This window comes from Roseovarius sp. MMSF_3359 (assembly GCF_030733385.1).
Lineage (GTDB): Bacteria > Pseudomonadota > Alphaproteobacteria > Rhodobacterales > Rhodobacteraceae > Roseovarius.
The window spans coordinates 86,068-101,075 of sequence record NZ_JASHJC010000011.1; the positions used below are offsets into that span (position 1 = coordinate 86,068).

The 15,008-nt window shown below is 53.9% G+C and carries 19 protein-coding genes; 15 read left to right on the forward strand and 4 right to left on the reverse strand.

Going from position 1 to position 15,008, the window contains the following annotated elements; genetic code table 11:
- Window positions 1-18 precede the first annotated feature (18 nt).
- Window positions 19-516, forward strand: a complete 498-nt coding sequence (locus tag RBB29_RS15895) for a c-type cytochrome (protein WP_306115016.1) — start codon at window positions 19-21, stop codon at window positions 514-516.
- Between the two features lie 96 nt (window positions 517-612).
- Here RBB29_RS15895 and RBB29_RS15900 read toward each other — a convergent pair whose 3' ends face one another.
- A complete protein-coding gene (locus tag RBB29_RS15900) occupies window positions 613-1,995 on the reverse strand; it encodes an ATP-binding protein (protein WP_306115017.1) in 1,383 nt (460 codons plus the stop codon).
- Window positions 1,995-2,717 carry a response regulator gene (locus RBB29_RS15905; protein WP_306115018.1) on the reverse strand — a complete coding sequence of 241 codons (723 nt, stop codon included), beginning with the start codon at window positions 2,715-2,717 and terminating at the stop codon, window positions 1,995-1,997. Before RBB29_RS15905 ends, RBB29_RS15900 begins: the two co-directional genes overlap by 1 nt.
- A 170-nt stretch (window positions 2,718-2,887) precedes the next feature.
- Between RBB29_RS15905 and RBB29_RS15910 the strand changes: the two genes are divergently transcribed.
- From RBB29_RS15910 to RBB29_RS15965, 12 genes are all read left to right on the forward strand, one after another.
- Window positions 2,888-3,157, forward strand: coding sequence for a hypothetical protein (locus tag RBB29_RS15910; RefSeq protein ID WP_306115019.1), 270 nt, complete (start codon window positions 2,888-2,890; stop codon window positions 3,155-3,157).
- Window positions 3,158-3,905: 748 nt separating this feature from the next.
- Window positions 3,906-4,598 (forward strand): patatin-like phospholipase family protein, encoded by a 693-nt coding sequence (locus RBB29_RS15915; RefSeq protein ID WP_306115020.1) that lies wholly within the window; start codon window positions 3,906-3,908, stop codon window positions 4,596-4,598.
- Between the two features lie 243 nt (window positions 4,599-4,841).
- Window positions 4,842-5,075, forward strand: a complete 234-nt coding sequence (locus RBB29_RS15920; RefSeq protein WP_306115021.1) for a type II toxin-antitoxin system CcdA family antitoxin — start codon at window positions 4,842-4,844, stop codon at window positions 5,073-5,075.
- On the forward strand, window positions 5,075-5,374 hold the full coding sequence (locus RBB29_RS15925) for a CcdB family protein (RefSeq protein ID WP_306115022.1): 300 nt from the start codon (window positions 5,075-5,077) through the stop codon (window positions 5,372-5,374). Before RBB29_RS15920 ends, RBB29_RS15925 begins: the two co-directional genes overlap by 1 nt.
- Window positions 5,375-5,720: 346 nt before the next feature.
- On the forward strand, window positions 5,721-6,473 hold the full coding sequence (locus RBB29_RS15930) for a universal stress protein (protein ID WP_306115023.1): 753 nt from the start codon (window positions 5,721-5,723) through the stop codon (window positions 6,471-6,473).
- A 60-nt stretch (window positions 6,474-6,533) separates the two neighbouring features.
- Window positions 6,534-6,713 carry a hypothetical protein gene (locus RBB29_RS15935; protein ID WP_306115024.1) on the forward strand — a complete coding sequence of 60 codons (180 nt, stop codon included), beginning with the start codon at window positions 6,534-6,536 and terminating at the stop codon, window positions 6,711-6,713.
- Between the two features lie 71 nt (window positions 6,714-6,784).
- On the forward strand, window positions 6,785-7,039 hold the full coding sequence (locus RBB29_RS15940) for a hypothetical protein (protein ID WP_306115025.1): 255 nt from the start codon (window positions 6,785-6,787) through the stop codon (window positions 7,037-7,039).
- 675 nt (window positions 7,040-7,714) lie between these two features.
- Complete coding sequence (locus RBB29_RS15945) at window positions 7,715-8,455, forward strand: universal stress protein (protein WP_306115026.1); 741 nt, start codon at window positions 7,715-7,717, stop codon at window positions 8,453-8,455.
- Window positions 8,456-8,479: 24 nt separating this feature from the next.
- Window positions 8,480-8,884 (forward strand): helix-turn-helix domain-containing protein, encoded by a 405-nt coding sequence (locus tag RBB29_RS15950; protein ID WP_306115027.1) that lies wholly within the window; start codon window positions 8,480-8,482, stop codon window positions 8,882-8,884.
- 73 nt (window positions 8,885-8,957) lie between these two features.
- Window positions 8,958-9,248, forward strand: a complete 291-nt coding sequence (locus tag RBB29_RS15955; protein ID WP_306115028.1) for a hypothetical protein — start codon at window positions 8,958-8,960, stop codon at window positions 9,246-9,248.
- A gap of 88 nt (window positions 9,249-9,336) precedes the next feature.
- Window positions 9,337-9,933: an exopolysaccharide biosynthesis protein gene (locus tag RBB29_RS15960; protein ID WP_306115029.1), complete on the forward strand. Its 597-nt coding sequence runs from the start codon at window positions 9,337-9,339 to the stop codon at window positions 9,931-9,933.
- Window positions 9,934-10,527: 594 nt separating this feature from the next.
- On the forward strand, window positions 10,528-11,283 hold the full coding sequence (locus RBB29_RS15965) for a universal stress protein (RefSeq protein ID WP_306115030.1): 756 nt from the start codon (window positions 10,528-10,530) through the stop codon (window positions 11,281-11,283).
- Window positions 11,284-11,797: 514 nt separating this feature from the next.
- Here RBB29_RS15965 and RBB29_RS15970 read toward each other — a convergent pair.
- Both RBB29_RS15970 and RBB29_RS15975 read right to left on the reverse strand, forming a co-directional pair.
- A complete protein-coding gene (locus tag RBB29_RS15970) occupies window positions 11,798-12,865 on the reverse strand; it encodes a Fic family protein (protein WP_306115031.1) in 1,068 nt (355 codons plus the stop codon).
- A gap of 90 nt (window positions 12,866-12,955) precedes the next feature.
- Entirely contained in the window at window positions 12,956-13,705 is a 750-nt protein-coding gene (locus tag RBB29_RS15975) for a hypothetical protein (protein ID WP_306115032.1), read from the reverse strand.
- 283 nt (window positions 13,706-13,988) lie between these two features.
- On the opposite strand from RBB29_RS15975, the gene RBB29_RS15980 reads away from it, so the two are divergent.
- Together RBB29_RS15980 and RBB29_RS15985 are read left to right on the forward strand one after the other, a co-directional pair.
- Complete coding sequence (locus tag RBB29_RS15980; protein WP_306115033.1) at window positions 13,989-14,330, forward strand: hypothetical protein; 342 nt, start codon at window positions 13,989-13,991, stop codon at window positions 14,328-14,330.
- Entirely contained in the window at window positions 14,299-14,994 is a 696-nt protein-coding gene (locus RBB29_RS15985) for a lytic transglycosylase domain-containing protein (protein ID WP_306121181.1), read from the forward strand. The genes RBB29_RS15980 and RBB29_RS15985 overlap by 32 nt, the downstream gene beginning before the upstream one ends.
- The last annotated feature ends 14 nt before the right edge of the window (window positions 14,995-15,008 follow it).

The following is a 15,008-nucleotide window of genomic DNA, read 5'->3' on the forward strand; positions in this document are numbered from 1 at the left end:
GATAGGAAGAGACTCGCTATGCTGAATAGGAATTCCGCTCTTGTTGCCGTGATTGCATCTTCTGTCATCTTGGTTGCTTTCGCAGTATTCGTCGCAAGAACAACTACGCCAGATAAAGACCAAAAAAACTGGCCCAGCACCTTCGCCAGCAATGGAGAACAACTCTACTTCACGGGGCGTAGCGCATCGGGCTCCATGATTCAGCCGTATGGCGGTAATCATCATATGAAGATGATGGGTAGTGGTGGCTGTGTGGATTGTCATGGCACAAACCGTAATGGAGGTCGGCTTTGGCCTAACTTTTGGCAAATTGCGCCTTCGATAGCAGCCGAAAAGCTTGTCGGCGAACACTCGCAAAGCGACCACGGCCATGAAGGCTATAAGGCTGAAACTTTGGGACGCGCAATCACAGAGGGCATCAAACCAGATGGCACTAGCCTGGGAAAAGGCATGCCGAGATGGTCGATGTCCGCCGAAGATCTCCAGGACTTGGTGACATTTCTTCTCGAACATTGAATGGCGAGAAGGCACACTCTTCATGCGGCCTCTATCCGATCCTTCGCCTAGAATACCTGCATTCCAAACGCACTATTGTCCGAATAAATTCGGCGATCAGGAAGCTGTCGGCAAACTTATTCTTGCTCGTACGCCGCCTTCCGGTTTGTTGCTCAAAGTAATGTCACCGCCACTGGCCCGCAGGAGTGTCCGCGCAATCGACAAGCCCAACCCTGTGCCACCTGTTTCACGCGACCGGGAACGTTCCAACCTAAAGAACGGCTCAAACACTTCCTCGATTTCCTCTTCCGGAATTCCTGGACCATCGTCGCAGATTTCAATGGACACCATGTCCTGACCTCTGCTGATACTCACATCAGCGCCGCCTCCATATCGAATGGCGTTTTCTATCACATTGCGTAGAGCCCGCCGCAGGGCATTTGGGCGAACGCGAAGTGTGACATCTGCATCTTCGTCGTTAAACACAAAGCTATTCAACATATCGTGTTTTAGCTGAATCAGAAACGAGCCCAGTTCTACTGACTCAGATGGCTCGGAGACGGCCATGCCTCTGGCGAAAGCCAGCGTCGTCTCAACCATTTCCTGCATTTCTTCGATAGAGGAAATCATCGCATTTTTGGTTTCATCATCATCGACGAGTTCAGCGCGAACGCGAAGAGCAGTCAAAGGAGAGCGAAGGTCATGTCCCAACGCGGCCATGATCCGTGTCCTGTCTGCTGCAAACCGTGTCAAACGATCTTGCATTTGGTTGAAAGTCGCCGTCAGCTCTTGAATTTCCCGTGGGCCAGTTTCAGGAAGCAAATCTGCGTTTTCTCCCCGGCCAAAACGCTCTGCAGCTTCCGAAACCCTGCGCAATGGATATGTCAAACGGCTGAGTAGATACCAGCAAACCGCCGCTAGAATAATCGCCGCTGTGATGCCGAAACTCAATGTCGACAGTAGTGGCCACTGCAACGGCGGGCGTTGAAACCTTGTGTCGACATTCAGCCACTGACCATCCCTGAGCTCTATAGAAAGTGTCATCTCAATTGCCGAAAAGTGGTCATGCATCAGCTTCGGATGCGTGTGGCTTGCAATAGACTCGGCATTCGAATTCGACGGCAACACGCTTCTTGCCTTGTGCAATTCAACTCTAACGTCCCGGGTATCGCTAGGGCCAAGCAACGTGCGAATGCGCGCCTCCACCGCACCGCCATCGAAGTGATCCAGATGATCCACCGTAGGTTCGTCTGCGATCTCGAACCGCACCAAAGGTGAATCCGCCGCGCGTAGGATAGAGGTTCGAAGCTCCGGCGGCGCTTCTTCAATCAACAATGCAATGTTGGCGGCGCGGCCCGCCGCTTCTGCGCCGATTGCAGCGCGAACTGCAAGGCTGCGTTCGTCGACAAACAGCCAAAGACTGATTGATTGAGCCACGACAAGCGCCCCAATGATCAGCAACACCAATTGGCCACGCAAGCTATTGAACAATCTGGACATCAACTAATTTCTTTTACATCCGCGGCCAAACAATAACCGCCACTCCTAACCGTTGTGATTATGCGGGGCCGCGCCGAGTTCTTTTCAATTTTGCGGCGCAAGCGACTTATCTGGTTATCAATTGTGCGGTCAAATACTGTGGGTGCGCGACCAGCTGTAAGATCAAGCAATTGATCCCTACTTAGAACAACGCGTGGTCTCTCCAAGAGAACAGTCAAGAGTTTAAACTCGGAACTTGTCAGTGTTTCTTCAATGCCGTCTTCTGACGTTAGCGTACGAGCATCTGTATCCAATACCCAATTCGAAAAGGAAATCTGGCTACCAGTGAGTTTACCAGCATATTGCTCTGGTAGTTTTGATCGCCGCAAGATCGCCTTTATTCTGGCGAGCAATTCGCGAGGATTGAACGGTTTTGGTAAATAGTCGTCGGCGCCAATTTCAAGCCCGACGATACGATCCATCTCTTCATCCAATGCCGTCAGCATGAGAATTGGCAGCTTTCCTTCCGACGACAGTCGCCTGCAAATTGAAAGACCATCCTCACCTGGCATCATCACATCAAGAACTATCAGGTCGTATCGACCCTTCGACAACTTAGCGTCCATTTCAACGGCATCGCCAGCCTTTGTAACGCGCATTCCATTTTTTTCGAGGTATTTGCCAACGGCGTTTCGAATCTCTGGGCTGTCGTCAACGACCATTATGTGCGGGGTGTCTGCCATAGCTCGAACCTATTCTTTTCTTCGCGATTTGCCGAGGAAAAGTGTCGCCGATTGTAACATCACAAAGCGGTGAGACACATCGATACAAATCCTCATGGCTCCGCCATTGCAGGATCAGCCTGCACCGCCATGTTTGGGTCATTCGCAGCAGAAAAACGAGAGGCTAAATCATGACCCGCAAGACTTCTACCTTCGTGACGCTTATCTCAGCTATCATGTTTGGCGGTGCAGCCCTGGCCGATCAAGGCTACGTCACGGGGCATCACGAAATGCCAGATGACGGCAACAACATGCACTTCAAGGGCGCAATGCTCGGCCACTTCGAACACCTCGACACGAACAACGATGGTAAGGTGACCCGCGAAGAGATGGTCGCGCACGAAGAAACCGCGAAAAAGTTCAACAAAATGGTTGAAGAACGCATCGGCCGGAACCGATAAATCGCTACGGAAACCCCTTGTCTCGAAGGATTAGCAATCCTTCGAGACAATCATCCCAATTCATCACAAGAGCCCTTACGGGTGTAGTCCACACTCTTGCCACAAGTCGGATGGTCAACCTGACCACCTCAAATTCCTGTCTGTCAACTCAGCTACTTAGCCTAATAATCCAGAAACAATGTCCCGCTGTCAGTCATCTCGATGCGCGGGACCCGCTCAGGCTTACTCGCCTGCCCCGGCTCAACAGGATAATGGTCAAGAACGCGGTCCTAGTCCTGCGCGGCCGATGTCGCCTCCGGCCGTGTCCGCGCTGAAGCTTGGTTGTGTCTGACATCAGCGCCTACCGGAAGAATTTAGGGGTTTGAGTAACGGAGGATTTCTGGTTCATCGAAGCCACTTTGGAGCGAAGATGAATAAGAAATCCGGAACATCAAAGGACGCCGCTGACAAGCTGGTCAGGGGCAGGCGTGGGATCGTTGCTGCGGGGGTTCATTGGACGCCATCATGCACAATATCTTGAAGAGCAACTGTCGTTTGGGTACCTGGTCATATCGGTCGACGTGAGCCGCCAAGACCGAGAACCGGTTATATCGCAATACTGAAGGAGGCGGGAGCGCACTCGACGTCTGCCCACACCGTCACGCGGTACGAACACTTCGACGAGCATCCTCTTGAGTTCTTCGACCCATACACGTTTCAGGATCGCGTCGACTTTGGAAGATATTGAGAAGCGGGGTAGGGAATAGGTTTGACCACAATCGCATTGGCACTTGGCGCGGGTGGCGCGCCCGGCCTCGCACATATTCACGTTCTGGAAGCATTCGATGACCTTGGCGTCATACCCAGCATGATCGCCGGCACCTCAATCGGATCGGTCATTGGATGTGCCCGTTGCGCAGGAATGTCCGGTGCCGAGATCAAGGATTTCATTCTCGACCGAGTCAGTAATCGTCGACGGCTACTCAGCGATGTATTTCGGACGTGGCCAGCCAATCTGGAGACGTTTTTCGAGGAAGGTGGCCTACGGATCGCGGAGCTCAATCTGGAACGCATTCTTGGTGTCTTTCTGCCACCTGATTTGCCGCCACGGTTCGAGGACCTAAAGATCCCTCTGAAGATTGCCGCCACAGATTATTTTGAACAATCGACCACGGTATTCGAGTCCGGACAACAGCTGCCAGCGATGGCTGCGTCTTCGGCGATCCCGGCAGTTTTTTTGCCTGTGGAGTTTGGCGGGCACTTCTATATTGACGGCAGCGCGACGAACCCGTGCCCGTTGGACCTCGTTCAGGACACGGCTGATCATGTGGTCGCCGTCGATTTCTCGGGCGGCACTCAGGGTCAGGCGTTCGGGCGACCACGCAAGATCGATGCTGTATACGCTTCCAACCAGTTGATGCAGATGTCCATCGTGAAGCATACGGCGGCGAAATTTTCCTAAAACACTATTGCTGCGCCCGCCGGTGGATAACTTTCGCTCGCTCGATTTTTTGCACGCACCGCAAATATTGGAGGAGACAAATTCGCTTCGGGAGAAAGCCAAAGTTGAAGTCAGCCGTTTTCTGGACGATCTGGCAACAGATAACCGCATTTAATTAACATAACCTTGATTATGCGCATATAATATGCGCATACTTGACGCACATATCTTCTAAGCATACTCTCTTTACCTAAGGAGATTGCCATGCCCTCTGCGCCTGTCAGAAAACCTACAAACCTGACACTCGACAGCGAGTTGCTATCGGATGCCAAGGCCCTCAACGTGAATATATCCCGCGCCGCGGAAGAAGGCGTGCGCGCAGCAGTTATCCGGGCACGCGAAGACCAATGGCGGACCGAGAATGCAGCGGCGCTCGAAAGCTCAAATGATTTTGTCGACAAACACGGCCTGCCGCTCGATCGGTATCGCCAGTTCTGATGGCAAAGTTCGACGTCTATCCCGGCACTGAGAGCGATACCCTTCTGCTTGATGTTCAGGCAGATTTACTCGATGCCCTGAACACGCGCATGGTCGTTCCCTTGATGGCCGCTACCAAAGCACCGGTTCCGGCAAAGCGGTTAAACCCGATATTCGTAATCGGCGGTAGCGAATATGTCATGGTGACTCAGTTCATGGCCGCTGTTCCCAGAACAATGTTGCGAGAACCTGTAACCAGCCTGAAGGACAGGTTCGAGGAAATCACCACGGCGATTGATCTGCTGATCCAAGGGTTTTGAGGTCGTCCCCATTCGACACGCCGCGCTGCGCCGCAGAATCCATAGCCTTGGTTTGCATCCAAGGATGGGAACCCAATTAAAATACTGAAAATAAACCGACTTTTTTTGAACTTAGACAATAGAAACTCCCCGTGCGTTAGCGCTCACGTTGAATATTCAGCCCGAACCTGTTATGTTCTGCCTTATGGAACTTTTGGTCTAAACACACGTTGACCCATCACGGACGGATTGCTCGCGAGAGAGCTTGATCTGCCTGGAAGTTCAAACGCTCCCTCGAGATGAGGTGGCAAAAACCAATCAGACGAATTGCCCGGTTGTAATCCAATCTCGGTGAGAAAGGAGAGACATGACCCATTATGCAGAAGAACGAATTTCAAACCCAACACGGTATTTCAAAACGCCGGAGGTCGTGCTGAGCGACGACAAGCTCAGCTTTGAAGAAAAAGAGAAAGTCCTGCGGTCTATGGCCGATGACGCAGACCAATTGATGGACGCCACCGCCGAAGGCATGGAAGGTAACAAGCACGCCTATTCTGCCGAAGATCTTCAATCCGCTCTAAAAGAGCTGGAAAAAGTCAAAGACGCGAAAGAAGCTTCTGAAAGCGGCGCGCAAGTGAGAGGTCGTCGGTTCAAGAACATCGTGGTTGTGACCACGGTCAATCAGGAACTGAACCGTGAAATCACAGATGCTGCCATGGATCTGTCGGAGCATTCAGGCGGAACGGTTTCGCTGCTGAACGTTGTGCCAACCGATCTTGATGGCGCGGGACCGGCGACCGCCGTTTCCATGACCTCAGGTGGCCCGATTGTTACGACCGACCACACGGACATCGTGAAGGACCGCACCAATCTTCTCTCTGAGCTGCGAGAGGAAACCGGCGCTGGAGAGGAACTTGCAATCGCGGTGCGCTCTGGGCCTGTTGAAGAGGCGATCATGCGCTATGCAACTGATATCTGTGCCGATGTGATCGTGGTGGGGTCGCCGAACCGATCCTGGCTTGAACGCCTGTTCGCGCCTTCAGTTGCCCGCAGTGTTACGAGGGCTGCTACCTGCCCCGTCTTGGTGGTGCCGGAACCAGAGCACGCGGACGCTGAGTAGCGCTCAGCTCAATCCGCAAGACGATCCCTAAATTATAGAACGAAGCCATGAGGAGGAGTTATGTCCCCACCGGACACAAATTTATCGAAACAAACACGCCGTCACCGTCCTGCGCTCTACGGCATGGTTGTTGCAATTGCCGCAGTGGGTGCGCTTTTGGTGTTCGCCGTCAACAACGCACCTGATGACACCGAAATTGCGCCCGCACCGGAAAACGGAACATCTACCACTTCGGAGTAAGGCCGTAATCGACTGAGAGCTTCATCGCGCATTTTCGAGTGCTGGAAAACCAACGAGAAAGGAGATTAATGATGACTACCAAGAAACAAATGTCAGAAACCAGGGTGCTGGACAGCCAGCGTGAGCCTGAGACACCCACATCAGAACGCGAACCTGGCGAGACCGCCAAGCCGTCAAATGATGTCAAGGCGAAGGATGCCTTTGGCGCACCCAAGAATGATCCTGAGTGGACGCGAGAAGCAATTGCCATGAAGACACGAAAGCTGTCTTTTGAAGGCGCCGATGATGACGTAACGGATGAGTTGGCCGAAAAACACAAGAAATAGACCAGCTCAGAGGCACTTGCACCGCGGCCAGGGTCTGGCCGCGGCACGTTTCCCTTCCAGTACACGTTTATCCGGTCCAGCCTTGCACGTCTGAATGGCTAGGCGATGAGTGCATAGCGGCTATGGTTTGTATCTTCGCACAAAGCACACATCTCATGGGTAACAGCGGAAACGCTGAACATGAGAAAGGAGCTTTATCATGCTCGAAGACCCCAAGTTCAAATCTGTCAGTCAGGCTGAAATAGACCGTGTAATCGCCCGGGCTCACCAAATGCGCGCAGAGCACTTTGCACGCTGGACACGAATTGGAGCGCACAAAATCTTCAATGCACTGCGCAAGCGCGTCATGCGCCCACACCCGGCTATGTAAGCGCAAACCGATCAAAAACGCCAAGTCTCGCCCGGATGGCAAAAGAAAGAAAGGTCGCAACACCGAATCCGTGATGCTTAACAACAAGATACAATGTGCAACCGGATAAATCACGGGTCGTGACCTATCGAATTGCAGCAAAATATGCTATCAAAAGTCCAACAAAATAACGAAAAGTGCTGAGCTTCAAATTGGCTTAAGGCACGCGCCGGTGCTTGGCAGAGCAGCCAAAGCATCAAAATCAATCCAGATACCGGGTGCATTGCGATGCTTGCCGCATCGCAGATGCTCTCAGGACGGAGATCATGAAACACTATGCCAAAAAACGATGCGCTGATCCGAGCGCTTTCTACACGAGTGCCGAAGATATTCTGAAGGACCAAAACCTGTCAGCGGACGAAAAAGAACATGTTCTGAAATCCTTGGCGGTCGACGTTGAGCTGCTCAATGCTTCTGACGTGGAAGAGACCGTCAAAGGTGAATATCCGCCCGATGCAGAGCAAATCACAACGGCCCTGGGGCGACTGAGGGACGAGCCGAACCAAATCCCAGGGAATGTGCCCGGTCTCGACGTTGAGGAGAGGCGCTCGGGCGTGTTCTCCCGGATTGTGGTCGCGCTCTCCGGCGAGACGAAGCTTGATGAGAAAGTGGTGCAGTTCGCGAGCGCGATCCGCCAGATGAGCGGTGGGATAACGACCTTTGTGAGCGTCGTGCAACCCGTCACTGTCTCGGGTGGGTTCGGTGCATCGATCCCGATTTCCGCTGCAACCATCGACCCAACTGCAACAGAAACCGAAAGCGATCAGCGCGAAGAACTGATACGCGATCTCATTCAATCGATCTGTGGCGTGTCGACGCAAAACCAGTTGGAGGTGCGCAGCGGCTTTGTCGACGAAGAGATACACGCCGCTGCCCTGGAGCGAAACGCCGACCTCATCATCGTCGGCGCACATGACCGCAGTTGGATAGAGGGTTTGCTAACCTCAAAGACGTCCGAGCAACTTGCGGAACGGACCAACCGACCGATCCTAATCGTCCCAGAATAAGCTGACACAGGAAAGAACAGACCCGTGAAAGACAATAGTGAAACGACCCAAATGGTTGACACTCAGATGTGCGAACGTCTGGCGCTGGCAATGCAAACAAAAGGCCTTTCGGTCAAGAAGTTCGCCAAGCTCGTGGGCGCATCGGAAACCACGGTCTCGATGTGGCTGAGTGGTGATGCAGAGCCCAGATCCGCCCTGGTGCCGAGAGTTGCCGGAACATTGTCGGTGTCCGTGCGTTGGTTGCTCACAGGTGAAGTTGATGCGGAGGCATCACACGTCACGGAAACGCCGCCGCCTGATCCACGGATGCTTCTCGATGAGCTCCTCGCCATCCAGAACATCACCAACACCTGCGATGAGCGCCTGGCTCGGATTGAAAAACGTCTGGGTCGAGTATTGGCGGAGGGCAAAGAGCAAACTGACTATTGATGCCCGTTCCGCAAGAAGGCCTCGAAATTGCAGCCGAACACCGAAATCAATGAAATTTGAAAGGAGTAATCCTATGAACACTCGCGAAGCTTATGTAGAAAAAGCCAAAGCAAAACTGGACGAATGGAACGCCGAGATCGAAAAGCTGCAAGCGCAAGCTGAACAGGCGTCGGCCGACGCGGAAATCAAGTGGCGCGAAGACTTGAAGACGCTGGAACAACAGCGTGATGTGGCGCAGAAAAAGCTGGAAGCCCTGCAATCATCGAATGAACGGGCCTGGGAAGACCTGAAATCCGGCTTTGAATCCGCCTGGAAGGAAATGTCGGACTCCGTTGGGCGGGCTAAGCAGCACTACGCGAGTTAGATACTTGCGTATCGTCAAGCCTCTCCTGGCACGGTCCCACAGATGTGGGGCCGTGCCGCATAGTATCTGAACCGCGGCTTTCCCTGTCATGTCTGAAGCTATGAACACGCAACGACCCGTTGGAAAGGTTATTCACCAGATCGCACGCAAGGCCGAGGCAGAGAAAGTGCGCGTCGGCGATCTTGTAGAAGAATTTGGCAGAAAGTCGTTTCTGGTGCTGATGCTGGTTCCAGCCTTGCTGGTGGCATCGCCGCTTAGCGGCATACCGATGCTCTCCACCGTATGTGGCCTATTGATTGCATCAATCGCCGGGCAAATGCTGGCGGATCGGGACCACGTATGGATGCCGGCGCGGATAATGCAACTGGAGCTGAGTGGCGCCAAGATGCAAAAAGCCGCTCGCAGCTTGCGTTGGGTAAGCGTCATTCTCGACAGCATATCCAGGCAACGCCTGCACCTGTTGATGATGTGGCCCTTCCGAAAACTGTTTCAGGTGCTCTGTATCGTGTGTGGCGCTGCCATGCCGTTTCTGGAATTTGTGCCGTTTTCGTCATCGATACTGGCGGTCACAGTGGTCTTGTTCACCACAGCATTGATAACCCAAGACGGTCTGTTGGCATGCGTCGGGCTGCTGTTCCTTGGCACGGTAATCATCGTGCCTCTGGTAACCGTAAGCATTGTCTGAACGACACCCGTTGGTTCAGGAGGCCAGTTTCTGACTTGCCAATAGCGGGTTGAATTGAGCCAGCTTCTCTCCACAGAAAGGGCAGTATTTAAAGAACGTACGAACTGGATGCTGACTGCCCGTTCGAAGCTCATTTTGGCCCGACCGTTCATTAAAGACTATGGGCACGTCCGGATGGGCCAAAACCCATCTCATGGCCACACATGAACAATGTGGCCCTTCGGCGAAATTCTGAGCTTCTGACATATCTAGACCCCAAGGTGAATTCGTCATGACCCTATACAACTTCACAGTTGTCAGCAATCACGGGGTCCAAACGTCAACAAAGACAAGAGTGCCGCATTGCCAGCTCGAACCGAAGCGCATGAACGGGCTTTTATTTCTATAATCCAGTATGTTGTGTGCCAATCACTGAGGCGGCCTGTCAATATCAGCCCAAATTTGATACCCTGTTCGGGGGAAGAACCGCATGTCCAACCGTTGAACGGTTAGGACGCAAGACGAGCCGAAATCTCGCAATTCAAAGCGGTCTCACAATCCAATCACGCGATAACTAATAACGGTCGGCGAACCGTTGTTGAGAAAGGTAAGGTTATGAAAACATACATAAAGGAGCGATGTAGCAATCCCAGAGCCTATTACAAATGTGCCCAGGACGTTCTGGACGATGACGTGCTCAAGCCGTCAGAGAAAGAATTCGTCCTGAAATCCATGGCAGCAGAAGCTGAATTGTTTGCAGACGAGGAAGCAAAAACTGCACTTGATGTTGGAGAACAGCCACCGACCATTTGGGCAATACATTCAGCGCTGTCCGAACTCGGTCAACCGCATGGGTTTCCTGAAACAACAGATGCAGATGCGACACGGACCGGCGATATCGAACATGTCATCGCCGCTATGTCCGGCAATAGCGATGTCGATCTGGCGGTGGATGAAGCTGCGCGGCGGGTCGCGCAGCTGACGGGTGCCCGAATTCAATATGTGAGTGTTGTCCCCAATGCGACAGCCCCGGTTGCGCACGGCACCCTCACGGCAGTTGTCCCGTTCATAGGGGCTTCGGACGCTGGATTTCAGCGTGTGGAGGCAGAAGCCGACGCCCGCAAGAAAATTCTACATGAGTTCATCGAACAGAATTCAGTCCCCAACAACTGCGCTATTGATGTCAAAATCGGGTTCGCCGACGAAGAAATCCTCAAGGCCGCGGACGAATGTAACGCGTCTCTGATCATCGTCGGATCGGGCGAACATACATGGCTGGAAGGAATTCTGTCCTCGGATGTGGCGGGCCAAGTGTCGAAAAAAGCCACATGCCCGGTATTGGTTATTCCGGAAACCAATGAGGAGTGCTGATCCATGCAGGGCCCGGCGAAAACACCTGGATGCCACAACAACGTGGCATGGGGGATGACGTGACAACCGGGAATAGACCCCGTGTCCGCGCAGTTTCGGAGTTCATGTCCTGGACGGCCATTGGGCTCTTCTGGGGGAGCATGCCACTTTTGCTGTACCACGTATTAGGTGGCATAGAGACCTGGCCACTCAAGATACTCGCGATCGTGCCCACATTTGTCGCCGTGACTTTGTTCGGGTATGCTTGGGCGCAGTTGCGAAAAGTTCGGTCGACGCCCGCAGATAGCGCACAGTCTGCCACGAACCGAATATTGTTTGGCTTAATCACCCTGGCTTCAATCGCAGCTTCACTCGGCATAGGATTCTTGGTTTTAGCGGCGTGAGATGAACTTGCCCCATGGGCTGAGGCGCACGCCGCCCCAATCGCCGCTCTTGATGTTTCGGCAGAACTCGTAAAATAACCTCCAGACCGAATTCTGGGACAACCAAGAAACCTTGTTTTTATAAGCCCTATTTACCGAACCGAATACCAGGCGCCCCGAGCCTGGCCGTGAAGCTCCAGATGGCCGTCATGCACAAGCGCCCGGAAATGCTGTTTGAGCGTATTCCGGTTGGCGCCTGTAAGCTTTACAGCATCCGCCATTGTCAAACGCCCGTGTTCCCGCGTCAGTTCGTAAAGCTTCGCAGCCAGTTCCGGCATGGCACCCATCATCAGCTTTTCTCGTTCAACGCGGGTCCTGAGCCGCAACATCTGCTTTTGCAGGGCGTTCAGGAAAAACTCCAGCCACGGCGTCCAATCGGGCTCAGCGCTTCGGATTGTGCCCTGGGTTTGCCGCAGCGCCAGATAGTAACCTTCCTTGCTTTGCTCAATCACGCTTTCAAGGGAGCTATACGGCACATAGGCGTACCCTGCCCTGAGCAGCAACAGCGTGGTCAAGACCCGGCTGAGCCTGCCGTTCCCATCCTGGAACGGATGTATCTCCAGGAACACCACGACAAATATTCCGATCGCGATCAGAGGATGCATGTCCCGTTTCTGGGCGGCATCACTGTACCAGCTGATGAGTTCCGTCATCAGCCGGGGTGTGTCAAACGGTGTCGCCGTTTCAAACACGATCCCGATCTGTGCGCCGGTGTCGTCAAACGCGGCGACACTGTTGGAGGAGGTTTTATAGGCCCCCCGATGGCGCTCATCCTTTTCGCTGTGCTTCAGGAGGTCTCGGTGAAGCTGGAGGACGTGGTTTTCCGATATAGTGATGTGGTCCCAAGATTCGAACACAGTTTCCATAACTTCGGAATATCCGACGACTTCCTGTTCGTCCCTTGTGTCGAAGGTTTTGATCTCCAGGTTGGACAGAAGCCGCTGTACTTCCTGATCGGAAAGCTTGCTGCCCTCAATGCGGGTGGACGACCCGATGCTCTCGATGGTTGCGACCCGTCTCAGCGCCGCCAGCCGGTCCGGCGCGAGCGTCCCAAGGGCTTGCCAGGCGCCTTTGAACTCGTCGATTTCCGCGATCCTGGCAAGGATTGTCGAAGTGATAACCAATGCGTCAGTTCTGAACATACCCAAAACAACACCCATTTATACCCATTTGTCAATCCATTTCTACACCCATTTACACCCAAAACGATTTCATAAGCCTCACCCGCCAAAACCGGTTCGAGCAGGCACTCAATAGTTCACCACCTCAAACCCATGGTTCCCTTCGACATCGGTCCATTCGACACCGGCTGCCCTCGTATAGCTCGCCGGCTCGCAGCTTCGCGTCGGGATCGCCCAATCCGGAACCTGGGTCGGCTCTGACGGGGTCCAGTGGAACTCACCCTGCGCACCATATGTCCCTAGTTGAATATTGGATTGCTCCCGGCATTCGTCATTGCGGCCGCGCTTTGCGTGGCTGTAACGCAGGATATTCCAGACCTTGATGGATCGGATGAAGTCGAACTCCGGGCCTGACACATCAATATCAGCCGTGCCGTTCTCGTCCGAGATTTCTGCCGAAACGCGACGGAGCATTTCAGATACGGGTGTATCTTCGCTGCCGTGCTCTAAAACTGGCAGAATCGCGCCGAATTCCTGCGTCGAAATTGGCGAGCTCGAAGCTGTAAACACTTCCATCTGATCATCCGCCTTTGCCAGTTTCCGCAACCGCTCACCCGGCGTCGTAACCGACCCCTCGTTCAACGCAGCACCCATCGGGCAACGCCAGATCTGCAGCGGTGGCTCGACGGGCCAGGGCGTGATCCGCTGAATGAACACGGCACGCGCGTGGTTGCATTCCGCGGAAGCCGGCCAGCCGCCGGACAAACATAGCAGGATCGCGCAATCCACCTCGTAAGCGCTTGCCTGTACTGAAAAAGACAGTGACAGCGCTGCGCCAAACAACAGGCGCTTTGCCTTCGATTTCACCCGATTGATCACCCTGAGTTATCCTTTTTCATCTGTTTTCGGTGCCTCGGCAACTTTCTACCTAGAGGCGTATTTCGTATGTTGACGCCCCTTCAGATACGTGGTCTGAGACGCCTCATGGTTGTGAGGCGTGTCGCCCGCGCCGTTCTTCCCAACCATGTCAGGTCACTTGAATAGATGCAATATTGAATATTGCCTGTTTTGGATTTTTGGTTTGTATTTTGCTATTGACAGAGAATCCCTTTCCGCAGATGGTCCGCACGTATTAGAAGTCGTCCCAAGTGGGGGACGACACATGCCGATCAAAAGAAAATACCAGCTGATCACCATCAAGGGCGTAAAGGCTTTGATGGCCGAGGGCTCACGTTTTCAGTGTCGGTATGACCTGGTCGAGCTGAACGATGGCAAACCGCGCTACCAATGCATCTACCTTGTCGACGGCAGGGAAAGCATTCTCATCTCGGACCGGGTATCGGAACACGGGATCGAGGCGCGTCTCTTCAATATCTGGCCGGGCCTCTTCAAGCACCATTTCGAATTTGGCGACGGCACTGACCTCGCCTTCGGCAAGGATTTCATCATCACGACGGGTGAGCTGCGCGGGCTTGACGAGGTGCCAAAAGGGCGCAAGCGCTAACCCGTTCTACCCTGGGCTGAGTTTCTGCAAATCCATCGCAATAGCAGCACTCCTGCTTGGGAATGCAGCCGTTGCCATTGCCGAACAAATCCCCCTGCCCGCCTTTCTCGTTCTCGCAGAAAACTGCGCGCCTTCTGTCGCGCCGGAGATCATGGAAAAGCTCGTGCGGGCCGAGAGCGGGTTCAACCGCTTCGCCATCGGCGTGAACGGCGCGGAGCATCGCAGCTACCATCATCGCTCCCAGGATGAAGCGACGCGGATCGCGCGCGAGCTGATCGACCAGGGCCATTCCATCGACATGGGACTCGGCCAGATCAACTCCGCAAACCTCGACTGGCTTGGTCTGACAGTCGAGTCCGTGTTTGACAGCTGCGCCAACCTGAGGGCCTCCGAGAAGGTGCTGCGCGACGGATATGACCGGGCGCGGGCGCAGGGCTCGGATCCCGAGACCGCCCTGCACCAGGCCCTGTCCGCCTACAATACCGGCACGTTCACGCGCGGATTTTCCAACGGCTACGTCGCGCGCGTGATGGGCGGGACTGTCGAAACACCCCCTGCTGAAACTCAGGCTCAATCACCGGAGCGTGCGGCACCCGAGGACACAATCCTGACATGGGACGTATTTTCCGAGGGCGCCGCGTCGTCCGCCCTCGTGTTCAACTAGAAGGAAAGATTCAG

Bases quoted from the DNA above. Each gene is read 5' to 3' on its own strand.
- RBB29_RS15895 (WP_306115016.1), top strand. From the start codon at position 19: ATGCTGAATAGGAATTCCGCTCTTGTTGCCGTGATTGCATCTTCTGTC.
- RBB29_RS15900 (WP_306115017.1), bottom strand. From the start codon at position 1,995: ATGTCCAGATTGTTCAATAGCTTGCGTGGCCAATTGGTGTTGCTGATC.
- RBB29_RS15905 (WP_306115018.1), bottom strand. From the start codon at position 2,717: ATGGCAGACACCCCGCACATAATGGTCGTTGACGACAGCCCAGAGATT.
- RBB29_RS15910 (WP_306115019.1), top strand. From the start codon at position 2,888: ATGACCCGCAAGACTTCTACCTTCGTGACGCTTATCTCAGCTATCATG.
- RBB29_RS15920 (WP_306115021.1), top strand. From the start codon at position 4,842: ATGCCCTCTGCGCCTGTCAGAAAACCTACAAACCTGACACTCGACAGC.
- RBB29_RS15925 (WP_306115022.1), top strand. From the start codon at position 5,075: ATGGCAAAGTTCGACGTCTATCCCGGCACTGAGAGCGATACCCTTCTG.
- RBB29_RS15930 (WP_306115023.1), top strand. From the start codon at position 5,721: ATGACCCATTATGCAGAAGAACGAATTTCAAACCCAACACGGTATTTC.
- RBB29_RS15935 (WP_306115024.1), top strand. From the start codon at position 6,534: ATGTCCCCACCGGACACAAATTTATCGAAACAAACACGCCGTCACCGT.
- RBB29_RS15940 (WP_306115025.1), top strand. From the start codon at position 6,785: ATGACTACCAAGAAACAAATGTCAGAAACCAGGGTGCTGGACAGCCAG.
- RBB29_RS15945 (WP_306115026.1), top strand. From the start codon at position 7,715: ATGAAACACTATGCCAAAAAACGATGCGCTGATCCGAGCGCTTTCTAC.
- RBB29_RS15955 (WP_306115028.1), top strand. From the start codon at position 8,958: ATGAACACTCGCGAAGCTTATGTAGAAAAAGCCAAAGCAAAACTGGAC.
- RBB29_RS15960 (WP_306115029.1), top strand. From the start codon at position 9,337: ATGTCTGAAGCTATGAACACGCAACGACCCGTTGGAAAGGTTATTCAC.
- RBB29_RS15965 (WP_306115030.1), top strand. From the start codon at position 10,528: ATGAAAACATACATAAAGGAGCGATGTAGCAATCCCAGAGCCTATTAC.
- RBB29_RS15970 (WP_306115031.1), bottom strand. From the start codon at position 12,865: ATGGGTGTTGTTTTGGGTATGTTCAGAACTGACGCATTGGTTATCACT.
- RBB29_RS15980 (WP_306115033.1), top strand. From the start codon at position 13,989: ATGCCGATCAAAAGAAAATACCAGCTGATCACCATCAAGGGCGTAAAG.